This window comes from Rhizobium leguminosarum (assembly GCF_019798305.1).
Lineage (GTDB): Bacteria > Pseudomonadota > Alphaproteobacteria > Rhizobiales > Rhizobiaceae > Rhizobium > Rhizobium leguminosarum_U.
Map to the genome: position 1 here is coordinate 44,023 of NZ_JAAXDD010000007.1, position 12,730 is coordinate 56,752.

Consider the following 12,730-nt stretch of genomic DNA (forward strand, 5'->3'; position numbering starts at 1 on the left):
TGAATCTGCGCATAAGCTTTCAAATTAATGGCTTGCCGTCTCGCCGAGGACGGTCGCGAATTCCATCATGCGGCGGCGGCGAAGTGCGGCCTCCTCTCCGACCTGGAGGATGACGGATTCCGACAGGCAATCGAGCAGCGCGATCAGCGGCGGAAGGTTGTCGAGATCGGGAGCGCGAGCGGGCGGCAAGGCCAGCATGACGTTCGACTGGTCCGCCATCCAGTCCGCTTGCTGCGGCGAAATGAGGACGACCTTATAGCCGTAGCGCCGCGCGGTTCTGGCCAACAGCCGTGCCTTGGCGAAGCGGCGACAGTCGATGATGACAAGCAGTGCGTCGTCGACTGCCAGCCGGGCGAAGAGTTCCGCAAAACGGTTGTCGGCGGCGTCGAGCGTGCGCACGCCGTCGCGGGCTTGCGTCAGCCGCTGGCAGAAATGATTGGCCAGGCTCGAGAGCCGCGCATGCGTGGCGATCGACACTTCGCGGGCAGTGCTGATCAAACTCACGGCTTCTGACCAGTGCGGCTGCGCCGTCAGATGATAGATATGATGGAGGGCCTGGATCTGCTCGGCAACCAGCACGGCGAGCGGTTTGCCCTCCGCGGCGTCGGCATGCAGCTCGCTCATGGCGCTCTGTAATTGCGCCGGCGATGTCGTCACGGTCTCACGAAACTCCACCTTGACGCTGTCCAATCCCTGATAGCCGAGCGCGCGCAGGAAGCGCCCGACGGTCATCGGCGAGAGATCCAGCCTGTCGGCGACGGACGCAGCCGTCTCGAACGGCAGATCGTTGAGGTGTTCGGTGAAATATTTCGCGATACGGCGTTCGGCCGGTGTGCCGGTTTTTGCGTATTGCCTGAGTTTGTGCACAAAGTCTTCCACGTCAGCCTCCCCGTCTTCCCTCAGAGGCGTTCCGTGGATGCGCTGTTGCGACCCCTTGTCTTTGCAACTATTTCGGAAGCTGCTTCTCAGGCCCGTGCGTATTTCATATGCGTCACAATATTATATTAGTATTTGGTTTTCGACAAGTTTTCTATTACAGAATGCAATTTTATTCTCTCTTGTCGGTGGCCTCCATCTTTCCTACATCTTCGGCGCAACCGGAGACGCCTGAGACATGATTCTTGACGCCGCTCGACTATCGCTCACCAATTTGTTCGCGCCGGAAACACGTTCTGTCTTCTGGAAGGTGCTCGGCCTGACGATTCTCGTGCTCGTCGGCCTCTGGTTCGCGCTGCGTGGGGCCTTCATGGCCTTCCTTTTTCCCTGGCTCACGGGTTTTTTTCCCGATATGCCGGATTGGGCGGGTTGGTTCGCTTTCCTCTTCGCGATCCTGGCCGGTATCGGCCTTGCGCTAATGCTGGCGCTGCTTCTTTCGCCAGTCACGGCGCTGATCGCCGGCCTGTTTCTCGACGATGTCGCCGATGTCATCGAAAAACGCGACTATCCCAAGGACGCGCCGGGCACCGCCATGCCACTCGGTCCGGCGATGGCAAGCTCGGTCAAGTTCCTCGGCGTGGTGATCCTCGGCAACATCGTGGCGCTGCTGCTGCTTTTCATTCCGGGCGTCAATCTGGTCGCGTTCTTTCTGGTGAACGGCTATCTACTCGGACGGGAATTCTTCGAATTCGCCGCCATGCGCTTCCGCTCGCCGGATGAGGCGCGGCTCTTCCGCACCAAGCATGCGCCGACCGTCTTTCTCGGCGGGCTGGTGATCGCCCTTTTCCTGGCGATCCCGATCGTCAATCTTCTGACGCCGCTCTTTGCCGCGGGCATGATGGTGCATCTGCACAAGCTGATTTCCGCTAAGGATCCAGGTCTTCGAGCCTGAGCTTCAACCGGGCAGGGCGGAGACGTCGTCCATCGCGATCTATTCAACGGCCTCGCCGATCACCTGCGGCGGTAGCTCGACCAGGGGTGCCGGCACATCCCAACTCTTCTCCGGCGATTTGCAGAGATCGGCGATGATACAGCGCTCGCATTCGGGCCGGCGCGCCTTGCAGGTGTAGCGGCCATGCAGGATCAGCCAGTGATGGGCGTGATAGAGGTAGTGGCTGGGGATCACCTTCATCAGCCGCGCCTCGACCTCGTCGGGCGTCTTGCCGGGGGCAAGCCTGATGCGATTGGCGATGCGGAAGATGTGCGTATCGACGGCCATCGTCGCCTGGCCGAAGGCCATGGAAAGCACGACATTGGCGGTCTTGCGGCCGACGCCCGGCAATCTCACCAGTTCGTCGCGTGTCTCCGGCACCTTGCCGCCGAATTGGTCGACCAGCATCTGCGAGAGCGCGATGACGTTTTTCGCCTTGTTGCGGTAGAGGCCGATCGTTCTGATGTAATCGCGCAGCCGCTCCTCGCCGAGATCGAGCATCTTTTCCGGCGTATCCGCAACCTTGAAGAGTGCGCGGGTCGCCTTGTTGACGCCAACATCGGTCGCTTGCGCCGAAAGTGCTACGGCGACGACGAGCGTGAAGGGGTTGGTGTGCTCGAGCTCGCCCCTCGGCTCCGGCCGCTGCACCGAGAAGCGGCGGAAGATCTCCTCGCGCTCGGCCAGGGAATAGGCCGTGCGCACTGCGGCTGCCGGTTTGCGGTGGACGATCACATTCGTGCCCTGAGCCATCTTCGTCACGGATTTGAGTTTCGGATTTGCCATGGAAACTCTATACTCAGCAGCCATGATGGAAAGCAACGCCGACAGCTTCAACGAGCAGCCTGTTTTCGTCGCCGAGCTCTTTCCCCACCGGTCGCTCGGCCGCCGGGGCTTCAAGGTGCTACTTGCCTTGTCCGGCGCCGTCTGCTTCCTCTATGGCATGTTCTTCATCGCGACCGGGGCTTGGCCGATCGGCTTTTTCTTCGGAATGGATTTCGTACTTCTCTACGGCGCCTTCTGGCTGAATTATCGCTCCGGGAAAGCGCGTGAACAGGTGACGGTGTCGCGCACGGATGTGTCGGTGCGTAAGTTTGCGCCATCGGGACGGATGGTGGAGCATCATTTCAATCCGTTCTGGGCGCGCTTCCTCGTTCGCCGGCACCAGGAGATCGGCATCCTTTCCATGCATATCTTCGGCGAGGGCCGGCGTACGGATATCGGGTCCTTCCTCAATCCCGACGATCGCGAAAGCTTCGCCAAGGCCTTCAAGGGAGCACTGGCGACGGTCAAGCAGCGGATCTGAGCTAGAGCGGTTCAGCTTTTCATGGAAGCGCAGAACCGCTCTAGCTTTTGTTTTTACGCAATTCCGGACGGAAAACCGCTTCGCACTTTTTCTGGCATTGCTCTATCCAGCGGCTACGCAAGAATCGGGTGGTTTGCTCACCCCCTATTGACTATCTCCTCGTTACAAGGAGAAAGACGATGAATATGATTGCCAACCTGCAGACAGACATCACGCCTGGCGGCCCTGATTATGACATTGTCCGTCGGGTGATCGAGCTCATCACCGAGGATTACCGCGACCAGCCTTCGCTGGAAGCGATCGCTGCGCGGCTCAATCAGTCGCCGACCCAGTTGCAGAAGACCTTCACCCGCTGGGCTGGGCTATCGCCCAAAGGCTTCCTGCAGGCGGTGACGCTCGACCACGCCAAGCGGCTGCTGCGCAAGGAAGATATGCCGCTGCTCGAGACCTCGATCGAGGTCGGCCTCTCCGGGCCGAGCCGCCTGCACGACCTTTTCGTCACGCATGAGGCGATGTCGCCCGGTGAATGGAAGGCGAAGGGCGGTGGTCTCACCATCCGCTACGGCTTCCACATCTGCCCGTTCGGCGTGGCGCTGATCATGGTGACCGACCGCGGCCTTGCCGGCCTTGCCTTCAGCGATTCCGGCGACGAGAGGGCCTGCCTCGAGGATATGACCTGCCGCTGGCCGAACGCTTGTTATGTCGAAGACCTGCAGGCGACGGTTCCCTATGCCGCCCGCATCTTCGAGCCCGGCAAATGGTCCTGCGACCAGCCGTTGCGTGTCGTGCTGATCGGTACAGATTTTCAGGTGCGCGTCTGGCAGAGCCTGCTGAAAATCCCGTTCGGCAAGGCCGTCACCTATTCCGATATTGCCAACGATATCGGCCGGCCGACGGCGCAACGCGCCGTGGGTGCGGCGGTCGGGGCAAACCCGATCTCCTTCGTGGTGCCTTGCCATCGGGCGCTCGGTAAGAATGGCGCGCTGACGGGCTACCATTGGGGCCTCACCCGCAAACGGGCGATGCTCGGCTGGGAATCGGCGCACGCCTGATAGCGTGCCGCCTCCTCTGGCGGCAAAGGTGGCAAGAAGGGATGGACGAGGGCGGTGACGTAGCTCGTTCGTCGCCTGTCGCTCTGACCGTTCGCTCCTTGCGTCACTCACCCCCAGCCGCCTGCCGGCACCGACCGGGGTCGAGCCACGGGTCTCGACCCGTCCGTCGAACCCCCGCTGGGGAGAAGAGGCAAGCTGTTATGTCTCTGCCAATTCCAGCAACGCTCGTGCCGCACTTTCGTCGGTGATCAGCGTGTTGCAGCCGATGCGCTTGATCGTCGCACGGATCGCCACGGCCCGATGGGCGCCGCCGGAGGAGAGCACGATGTGCTTTGCCTCCTTCAGCGTGTCGAGGTCGACCGACATGACGCGGCGGTTGATCGAATGGTCGACCGAATTGCCGTCCTTGTCGAGGAAGTTGAACATGGTGTCGCAGACGCAGCCGGCATCGATCAACTCCTGTAACTCGGCCTTCGATATCCAGCCTTCTGATAGCGAGGTCGAATGCGGGCCGATATCGCCGCAGCTGACGATTGCCAGATCGAGGTTCTCGGCGAGACGATAAATCGTGTCCAGCCCGCATTTCTCGATCAGATTGCGCTTGGTCTCGATGGAATCGACGAGAAGCGGCGCCAGGAACATGTAGCATTCGGCACCGAGCTGGTTTGCCAGCCGCCATGTGTAATCGATCGGGTTCGTCTGATGCACGGCGACGATGCCGCCGAGCAGCGAGACGACCTTGCAATTGGCGCGGCGCGGCGGTCGGAAGCTCGACAGCGAGGCAGTCATGGTGCGGCCCCAGCCGACGCCGATGGTGTAGTCATCCGGGATGGCTTCGGAGAGGAACTGGCCAAGCGCCAGGCCGACATTTTTAGCCAGCGAATTGACGTCGCCATTGACCGGCGCAGGGACGACGATCGCCTCGTCGAGGCCGTAGGCACGCTCCAGCTTCACCGAAAGTTCAACGCAGTCGCCGATCGAATCGTTGATCCAGATCTGGACTTCGCTGCGTTTCATCGCCTCGTCGAGCAGGCGGATCACCGTGGTGCGGCTGATGCCGAGCTGTTCGGCGACGTCCTTCTGGGTCAGACCCTCGTTGTAATAGAGCCATGCCGCCCTTAGCCGCAGCGAGGATGCCTCCGAATAGGCCGTGTGCGTGCCGCGTTTGAGCTTGACCACATCTCCTCCGCACGATTTCGCGCCCTAGATCCCTCGTGGGATGAAAGGCCTTAGCGACGCTTTAGTTGCCGGGGATAATGACGGGTGTGACACTTATGTCAATTGAAATGCACAAATGTCCTTGACTTTTCGTTAGACGAATGGCGATAGTCCGGGTGACATACGTCGTTCTTGTCCGTCCGAGGAGGACATAGTGCGGGCATGCCGAAAGTCACGACCGGCCTTCCAGCCCCAAGCGGCATCGCTTGCGTTTGAGCAGCCGTTCGTTCGCGGCCGGAACAGGGCCACTGTCCTTCACGTTTATGAATCATCCGTGACGGATGCGCGCATTTTCGCCTGCAGCATGCAAACAACCTGTCGGTAGATCACCTCGCCCGGCGGAACTCGCGCCGGTCGCAGCCCAAGTTCAACAAGGATTATTGACCATGACATCCAAGCTTGACCAACTCCGTGAGATTACCACCGTTGTCGCCGATACCGGCGACATCGAAGCCGTCGCCCGCCTGAAGCCGGTCGATTGCACGACAAACCCCAGCATCGTGCTCAAGGCTCTCGGCACGCCGATGTTTGCCGACGCCGTCAAGGAAGCGGTCGCCTGGGGCAAGAAGCAGGGCGGCAATCCCAAAGCCGTTTATTCTGCCGTCGCCGATCGTCTCGCCATCTCCGTTGGTGCAGCATTGGTGAAGCTCGTCCCCGGCCGCGTCTCGACCGAGGTCGATGCCGACCTGTCCTTCGATTCCGAGGCTTCGCTTGCCAAGGCGCGCGCAATCATTGCCGCCTACAAGGATCGCGGCATCGGCCAGGACCGTATCCTCATCAAGCTCGCTTCCACCTGGGAAGGCATCCGCGCCGCGGAAGTGCTGCAGAAGGAAGGCATCGACTGCAACCTGACGCTTCTCTTCAGCAAGGCCCAGGCGATCGCCTGCGCCGACGCCAAGGTGTTCCTGATCTCGCCCTTCGTCGGCCGCATCCTCGACTGGTACAAGAAGTCGACCGGCAAGGAGTTCACCCCTGAGGAAGATCCGGGCGTCATCTCCGTCCGTGAAATCTACAACTATTACAAGACCAACGACATCAAGACGATCGTCATGGGCGCCTCCTTCCGCAGCGCCGGGGAAATCGAAGCCCTTGCCGGCTGCGACCGCCTGACCATCAGCCCGAACCTGCTCGACGAGCTCGCCAAGGATGAAGGCAAGCTGGAGCGCAAGCTCTCGCCGGAGAGCCGCAAGCCGGACCCGAAGGTCTCGGTCGACGAGAAGACCTTCCGCTGGATGATGAACGAAGACGCGATGGCGACGGAAAAACTCGCCGAAGGCATCCGCGCCTTCGCCAAGGATCTGGGAACGTTGCGCACCATGGTGCAGAAGGAACTGCAGCTCGCCGCCGCCTGATAAGGCACGGCATGCAATCTAAGGCGCGGCTGCCGGCTGGCAGGCGCGTCTTTTTCGTGCTGTTATCAAGGGCATATGCTGTCGGAGACTGATATGGCGGATGAGGAACGAGCAAATTCGCTCACGGCATTTGCCTATAAGCATGCGAGCTTCATCATCGCCGCCCTTGCCGGACTGGTGGTCTTCTTGGCTGTGACCTCGCGTGAGGTCAGCGCCGGCAACATCCTGTTCGGCTGGAATGTCAGCGCCGGTGTTTTTGTCGCTCTCAGCTGGCGCAAGATGCTGCGGGCCACGGTTGAAAGCATCCGGAAACGCTCGGCGGATCTCGATTTCTCCGACACCGTCCTCTTGGCTCTTTCGATCGGTGCCGCACTTGCCAGCGTTGCCGGCATCGGCCTCGAGCTTCATTCGATCAAGGAGGCGGCACCAGATGTCGCGCTGGCACGGGCAGGTGTCGCGGTGCTGACGATCCTGATCTCCTGGATCTTCCTGCACACGCTTTTCACCATTCATTATGCCCACTATTTCTATGGTGGTTCGAACGAAGAAGGCGGGCTCAAGTTTCCTGACGGAATCGAGGAGCCCGGCTACTGGGATTTCCTCTATTTCTCCTTCACCATCGGCGTTGCCGCTCAGACGGCGGATGTCGCGGTCAGCTCGACCAGCATGCGCAAGCTGACGCTGCTGCATGCGGTGCTGTCGTTCCTGTTCAACACGACGATCCTGGCGCTTGCGGTCAATGTCGGGGCGAGCTTGCTTTAGATCATCAAAAAGTGGAGCATGATGTCATCCGAAAACCGCTCACACTTTTAGGCATCATGCTCTCGCCGCCGCCCTGAAGACGGACTCGAACTCGGCCAGGTCGCCTGCGGCGACATCCGAAATTGCCCAGAACACGAGCCCGCCATCCGACCATTGCGTCATGTTGTAGCCGTCATGCACCGTCGTCGTCTGCGCGGCCGATGCCGTCGGCCAGATGAACAGGTTGATGACATGGCCATGGCGCCGGTAGACGAGGGCCGCAACGGCGCGATCACCGATATAGTCGACACGTCCGCCGACCAGCGGAAAGCCATCCTTGGCGAGATCGCTGACCGGCGGCGAAAAATCGACCTTGCCGTTGAACCAAGGTTTTACTGTATGCTGATCCGAAGTCAGCACGTCAGTCAGATGATCGGCCATCATCGACCTGACATGGCTTGCCATGATCTGGTCCTGCAAGAGCACGGTCTGCGACGGCGTGTTGACAAATAGGATGGCGCCTGCCGCCAGGACCGCGAGCGAAGGCACGAAGCTCCATTGCCGAATGAAATCCAAAGCGCGGTGCCAGAAAGGCGCCTGGTGCGGCGGGGGCAGGCTGGACGCCGCCGCTGCCTGTTCGAATGACAGCATCGACAGGACCTGCGAACGCAGTGCCTCCGGCGGCGGCCACTTGACGCCATCCTGATCGATGATCTCTCGCACGGCACGGACCCTTTCCATCTCCGCCCTGCAATGCGCACAGGTGGCAAGATGATTCTCGAACTGCGCTGCATGGGCGGAATCCAGTTCGCCATCGACAAAGCCGTGCAGCATGATGCGCCATTCCGGGCAGCCTTTCCGTTGGGCTTCACTCATCCTGCGGTCTCGCTCTTGTTGCAGGCATCCCAGGCTTCGCCAAAGTCACGCCGCGCCCTGGCAAGCCGCGACATGACAGTGCCAATCGGCGCATCGATGATCTCGGCGATCTGCCGGTAGGAGAGATCCTCAAGCTCGCGCAAGACAAGAATTTCCCGCATCGCCTCCGGCAGCCGGCTGATAACAGCGCGCACGCGCTGCTGCTCGCTTCGCCGGATTGTTTCTGTCTCCGGCGAATCCTCCTCTGAGGCGATCTGGTACTCACCACCCTCATCAGGGTCAGCGTTACCGTCATTGCCCATAGGCTGCTCGAACCGCGCTTTGCGGCGATCCTGCTGGCGCCAGACGTGGCAGCAGTTCCTCACAATGGCAAAGAGCCAGGCGCGCGGATCGCCGCCACGATAGGTTTCGAAATTGCGGTAGGCGCGCAGGAACGCTTCCTGAACAATATCCTGTGCGGCATCGGCGTCGCGGCTGAGGAAGCGGGCAAAATTATAGGCCGCGTCAAGATGCGGAACGATCATGTCCTGAAAGCGCTGCATAAACTCGTGCTGCATGGTCGCATCCGCCGTCGAAGCGATCGGATCGCTGCTCGATTTCTCCGAGACCATGAGGTGCAATAGTCGGCCCAGGCCGCCGAGAAACACCGCTAGCGGTGATGGTCGAATGCGGGTTCTTGACGCGTGCCGGGCCAACAGCAGCATCCAATCGGTCGATCCGACGGGATAGGTGATCTGAACGTTTGTCATCATCCTCCCTGCCTCAACAGCAGCCGAATTTAGGCGTGAGACCGGCAGGCATGCAATGCGGCCCCTGCCGTCTAGACCGATCGGCGCGCGGTTTTATTCCACGCCGGCGCCGATTTTTCTGCATGCAGCGGGATGCTGGTCGCATGCGATAGAAATCACGCTTGTTTTTCAATCGCTTGAAGAAATAACGCCCAAGATCGGGAATAAGCGTTCCCCGCCGGCGATCTAGTTTGTCAGCGAGGACATCTGAGCAATAGCCGTCTTCGCCACCAGAAATGCCATCAACAAGAGGAGGCATATCATGTTTACCATGTCACGTCGCGCCGTCCTGGGGTCGGCTGCTGCGGCTGCTGCATTCGGGCTGTCGTCGAAGCTTGAATTCGTCATGCCGGCATTTGCTGCAACACCGCTGGAGCCGACGGCTGGCTTTTATAAATACAAGGTCGGCGATATCGAGATCACGGCAATCTACGACGGCATCTGGAGAAAGCCGCATGACCCGGCCTTCATCAAGAATGCCTCGATCGAGGATACCGAGGAGGCGCTGTCGAAGGCCGGGCTTCCCACCGAGTTCATGCCGATCCCGCTGACCGTCGTGGTCCTGAAGCTCGGTAACCGCCTGATCATGATGGATGCCGGTTCGGGCGTCGGCCAGTGGCAGGAAAATGCCACCCATCTGCCGGCGAACATGGCCGCAGCGGGGATCGACTACAAGAAGATCGATACGATCATGATCTCGCATTTCCATCCCGACCATGTCTGGGGACTGATGGAAAAGGGCACCAACAATCCCATCTTCCCGAATGCCGAGCTCATCGTCAATGCCGACGAATACAATTGGTGGACCGCGCCCGGCCGCGTCGAAAAGCTCGCCGAAGGCCGCAAGCCGGCAGGTAAGCGCATCGCCGAGGTCTTTCCGAAATGGAAGAACTGGAAGCTCGTCGCCGATGGCGCCGAAGTCGCACCCGGCGTGCAGCTTGTCGCCGCGCCCGGCCACACGCCCGGCCATTCGACCTATCTTGTCGCCTCCGGCAGCAAGCAACTGCTCGTCTCGGCCGATATCATGTATGTGCCGGCGCTGCTCGCACCCCATCCTGAATGGCAAGGCAGCTACGACCAGGATGGGCCGACGGCCATCGACACGCGCCGCCGTCTTATCGACCGCGTCATTGCCGACAATATCGCGATTTGCGGCTCTCATTTTCCATTCCCTGGCTCCGGCACCTTTGTCAAGGACGGAAGCGCCTATGGCTTCACGCCGACAATCCAGGCCTGAAAGGCCGAAAGGAGATCACCATGACGAAATATGCAATTCTCGGATACATCTGGCTTTGCGCTATATCCGCAGGCTTCTCCGCAGTGACGGCGCTTCCCGCCTTTGCCGTCGACAACATGCAAGCGACAGACGCTCCCGACCTGACCTCGGCGCGCGCCAAGATCGATGCCAAGGACTATGCTGGTGCGTTGGCAGAGCTTCGCGGCCTTGCCGAAGACAACCAGCAGGCGGATGTCTATAATCTGATGGGATATACGCTGCGCAAGACCGGCGACTACAGAACGTCGCTGACCTACTATACCAAGGCGCTGGAGCTGCAGCCCGATCACAGGGCAGCGCGTGAATATCTCGGCGAACTCTATGTCGAGACAGGCGAGATGGCGAAGGCGGAGGAGCAGGTGTCATCGCTGAAGCAACTTTGTCCGAGCGGCTGCGAGGAACTCGAAGATCTGGAAAAGGTCATTGCGGCCAAGGGTGGCAATTGACGAGCATATGAACGCAAGAGCAGGCGGGAGAGCCGCCTGCTCTTCTAACTGGAGGGTATGATGGAAAACGCCTCAAGTCGGCCCGGACCGGCCGATCTCATTCTCTTCCTCGGCAGGCTCCTACTGTCGCTGATCTTCCTGCACGAAGGTTGGTCGCTCGCGGCAGATATCACTGCGACCATCGACATTTTCGCGAAACTGGGACTATCGACGCCGGTCGCGCTTGCCACCATTGCCCTTCAGATCGGCGCCGGCCTTTCCGTTGCTACAGGCTTCCTCACTCGGCTGGGCGCACTGGCGCTGGGGCTCTTCTGCCTGGCGACCGCCTTGCTCTTTCACACGAACTTTGCGAGCCAGAACGAGCTGCTGCATTTCGAGAAAGACCTGGCGATTGCCGGCGGCATGTTCGTCCTGGCCGCTTCGGGCGCGGGAGCCATATCGATCGACAGGCTGCTGAGAAAGCGGGCCGGGATGCATTCCTGGCTCAGGGCGGCGTTGTCGTGAATATGCGCCGAAGTCAGCATACCTTGGCAAGAGAACGAATGACGATGGCACGTGGAATATGCGGCGGGATCAAAAGGGGCGCCGCCCATTACCGGAGGGCCGACTAGAGGGGCGAGAAGCCGCGCCGCCCCTCCATCTCAACCTCTCCTTCGAATCGTGTGTCGGAACGAGCCTAAGACGCGTCGTGATCTTTCCAATTCCCTTTGCTTTCCACATGTCGTGCTTGCAAGGCCGCTGCACACTTTTGCGCGACATGCCTTAGGCTGCGCCGAGCAGTCCGTCCGCTTACAGAACCGCCTGGCCAGCCATCAGTGCAAGGACAAGGAAGATCAGGAAGATCACCAGCGCGATGCCGAAGAGAACGCGGGCTATCGTCGCGGTGGCGGCGGAGACGCCGGAGAAACCGAAGAAGCCGGCGATGATCGAAATCACGAAAAATATCAGAGCCCATTTCAACATGACGTCATCCTTTACGGTTGCCTGGGAAAGACGCAGCAACCGGCAAATTGTTCCAGTTCGTTTGAAATGGGCTGGCGTTCTCTCTAGGGAAATGCGGCTCTTTTCAAAGCCTAAATGATCTGTTTCAAGAGATTGTCGATTTGCCCATCGATGAAAGCTCCGCCATCATGCCAGCTTTTCTGGACCAACATACAATCTCCGCTTATTTCGAAGTCATCATGATCAATCTCCTGCTGTCGGGAGACAATGTCATCGTCATCGGTATGGCCGCGGCCGGCCTCGTCAGCGAGCTGCACGGCAAGGCGATCGCCGTCGGCATTGCAGCGGCGGCCGTCATCCGCATCATCTTCGCCGTCATCGCCGCCAGGCTTCTTGTCATCACCGGCATCACGCTTGCCGGCGGCCTGATGCTGCTGTGGATCTGCTGGACAATGGGCCGCGAGCTTCTCTCGGCCGACGAGGAGCAAGCGCATGACGTCTCCCACATCAAGCCGAAGCTCTTCCGGCAGGCGATCGGCCAGATCATCTTCGCCGACGTCTCGATGTCGCTGGACAATGTGCTCGCCGTCGCCGGCGCTGCGAAAGAGAACGTCAACGCGCTGATCTTCGGCCTCATCGTTTCGGTGCTGCTGATGGGCGTCGCGTCGAATTTCGTCGCCAAGCTGCTCAACCGCTTCAGGTGGATCGGCTGGATCGGCCTTGCGATCATCGTCTATGTCGCGCTTGACATGATCTGGAGCGGCGGCGGCCAATTGCTGGCGCTTTACGGCCACACGGCCTGAGATAATTCCGGCCGTGTGGCAGCAGGCCGGTCTTCTCCTGGCTGCCGGAAACGAGTTCGCGGTCGA

General features: G+C 60.2%; 15 protein-coding genes. 9 read left to right on the top strand and 6 right to left on the bottom strand.

Features of this window, described 5'->3' with window-relative positions; translation table 11 throughout:
* Nucleotides 1-24: 24 nt before the first annotated feature.
* Complete coding sequence (locus tag HFO99_RS13820; RefSeq protein ID WP_064249362.1) at nt 25-879, bottom strand: MurR/RpiR family transcriptional regulator; 855 nt, start codon at nt 877-879, stop codon at nt 25-27.
* Nucleotides 880-1,114: 235 nt separating this feature from the next.
* On the opposite strand from HFO99_RS13820, the gene HFO99_RS13825 reads away from it, so the two are divergent.
* Nucleotides 1,115-1,828 carry a sulfate transporter family protein gene (locus tag HFO99_RS13825; protein ID WP_222361802.1) on the top strand — a complete coding sequence of 238 codons (714 nt, stop codon included), beginning with the start codon at nt 1,115-1,117 and terminating at the stop codon, nt 1,826-1,828.
* 39 nt (nt 1,829-1,867) lie between these two features.
* Here HFO99_RS13825 and nth read toward each other — a convergent pair whose 3' ends face one another.
* A complete protein-coding gene (nth, locus tag HFO99_RS13830) occupies nt 1,868-2,674 on the bottom strand; it encodes an endonuclease III (protein ID WP_222334047.1) in 807 nt (268 codons plus the stop codon).
* On the opposite strand from nth, the gene HFO99_RS13835 reads away from it, so the two are divergent.
* Nucleotides 2,673-3,170 carry a DUF2244 domain-containing protein gene (locus tag HFO99_RS13835; RefSeq protein ID WP_222362079.1) on the top strand — a complete coding sequence of 166 codons (498 nt, stop codon included), beginning with the start codon at nt 2,673-2,675 and terminating at the stop codon, nt 3,168-3,170. The two genes, nth and HFO99_RS13835, sit on opposite strands and share 2 nt — an antisense overlap.
* A 179-nt stretch (nt 3,171-3,349) precedes the next feature.
* Entirely contained in the window at nt 3,350-4,222 is an 873-nt protein-coding gene (locus HFO99_RS13840) for a methylated-DNA--[protein]-cysteine S-methyltransferase (RefSeq protein ID WP_064249366.1), read from the top strand.
* 198 nt (nt 4,223-4,420) lie between these two features.
* Here HFO99_RS13840 and HFO99_RS13845 read toward each other — a convergent pair whose 3' ends face one another.
* On the bottom strand, nt 4,421-5,401 hold the full coding sequence (locus tag HFO99_RS13845; protein WP_222361804.1) for a sugar-binding transcriptional regulator: 981 nt from the start codon (nt 5,399-5,401) through the stop codon (nt 4,421-4,423).
* Between the two features lie 425 nt (nt 5,402-5,826).
* Here HFO99_RS13845 and tal point away from each other — a divergent pair, with 425 nt between their 5' ends.
* Nucleotides 5,827-6,792, top strand: coding sequence for a transaldolase (tal, locus tag HFO99_RS13850; protein ID WP_222310136.1), 966 nt, complete (start codon nt 5,827-5,829; stop codon nt 6,790-6,792).
* Between the two features lie 93 nt (nt 6,793-6,885).
* Complete coding sequence (locus HFO99_RS13855) at nt 6,886-7,554, top strand: DUF1345 domain-containing protein (protein ID WP_222361807.1); 669 nt, start codon at nt 6,886-6,888, stop codon at nt 7,552-7,554.
* Between the two features lie 54 nt (nt 7,555-7,608).
* On the opposite strand, the gene HFO99_RS13860 is transcribed toward HFO99_RS13855, so the two are convergent.
* Both HFO99_RS13860 and HFO99_RS13865 read right to left on the bottom strand, forming a co-directional pair.
* Nucleotides 7,609-8,409, bottom strand: coding sequence for an anti-sigma factor family protein (locus HFO99_RS13860; protein ID WP_222361808.1), 801 nt, complete (start codon nt 8,407-8,409; stop codon nt 7,609-7,611).
* Nucleotides 8,406-9,161 (bottom strand): sigma-70 family RNA polymerase sigma factor, encoded by a 756-nt coding sequence (locus HFO99_RS13865; protein WP_222361810.1) that lies wholly within the window; start codon nt 9,159-9,161, stop codon nt 8,406-8,408. The genes HFO99_RS13860 and HFO99_RS13865 overlap by 4 nt, the downstream gene beginning before the upstream one ends.
* A gap of 298 nt (nt 9,162-9,459) precedes the next feature.
* Between HFO99_RS13865 and HFO99_RS13870 the strand changes: the two genes are divergently transcribed.
* The 3 genes from HFO99_RS13870 to HFO99_RS13880 are packed head-to-tail and all read left to right on the top strand — an operon-like array spanning nt 9,460 to nt 11,423.
* Nucleotides 9,460-10,434, top strand: coding sequence for an MBL fold metallo-hydrolase (locus tag HFO99_RS13870; RefSeq protein ID WP_222361811.1), 975 nt, complete (start codon nt 9,460-9,462; stop codon nt 10,432-10,434).
* A gap of 20 nt (nt 10,435-10,454) precedes the next feature.
* Nucleotides 10,455-10,919 (top strand): tetratricopeptide repeat protein, encoded by a 465-nt coding sequence (locus HFO99_RS13875; protein WP_222361813.1) that lies wholly within the window; start codon nt 10,455-10,457, stop codon nt 10,917-10,919.
* A 57-nt stretch (nt 10,920-10,976) separates the two neighbouring features.
* Complete coding sequence (locus HFO99_RS13880) at nt 10,977-11,423, top strand: DoxX family protein (RefSeq protein WP_222250326.1); 447 nt, start codon at nt 10,977-10,979, stop codon at nt 11,421-11,423.
* Nucleotides 11,424-11,708: 285 nt separating this feature from the next.
* On the opposite strand, the gene HFO99_RS13885 is transcribed toward HFO99_RS13880, so the two are convergent.
* Nucleotides 11,709-11,882 carry a DUF1328 domain-containing protein gene (locus HFO99_RS13885; RefSeq protein ID WP_004678026.1) on the bottom strand — a complete coding sequence of 58 codons (174 nt, stop codon included), beginning with the start codon at nt 11,880-11,882 and terminating at the stop codon, nt 11,709-11,711.
* A gap of 167 nt (nt 11,883-12,049) precedes the next feature.
* On the opposite strand from HFO99_RS13885, the gene HFO99_RS13890 reads away from it, so the two are divergent.
* Nucleotides 12,050-12,664, top strand: coding sequence for a YjbE family putative metal transport protein (locus HFO99_RS13890; protein ID WP_222361814.1), 615 nt, complete (start codon nt 12,050-12,052; stop codon nt 12,662-12,664).
* Nucleotides 12,665-12,730: the final 66 nt, after the last annotated feature.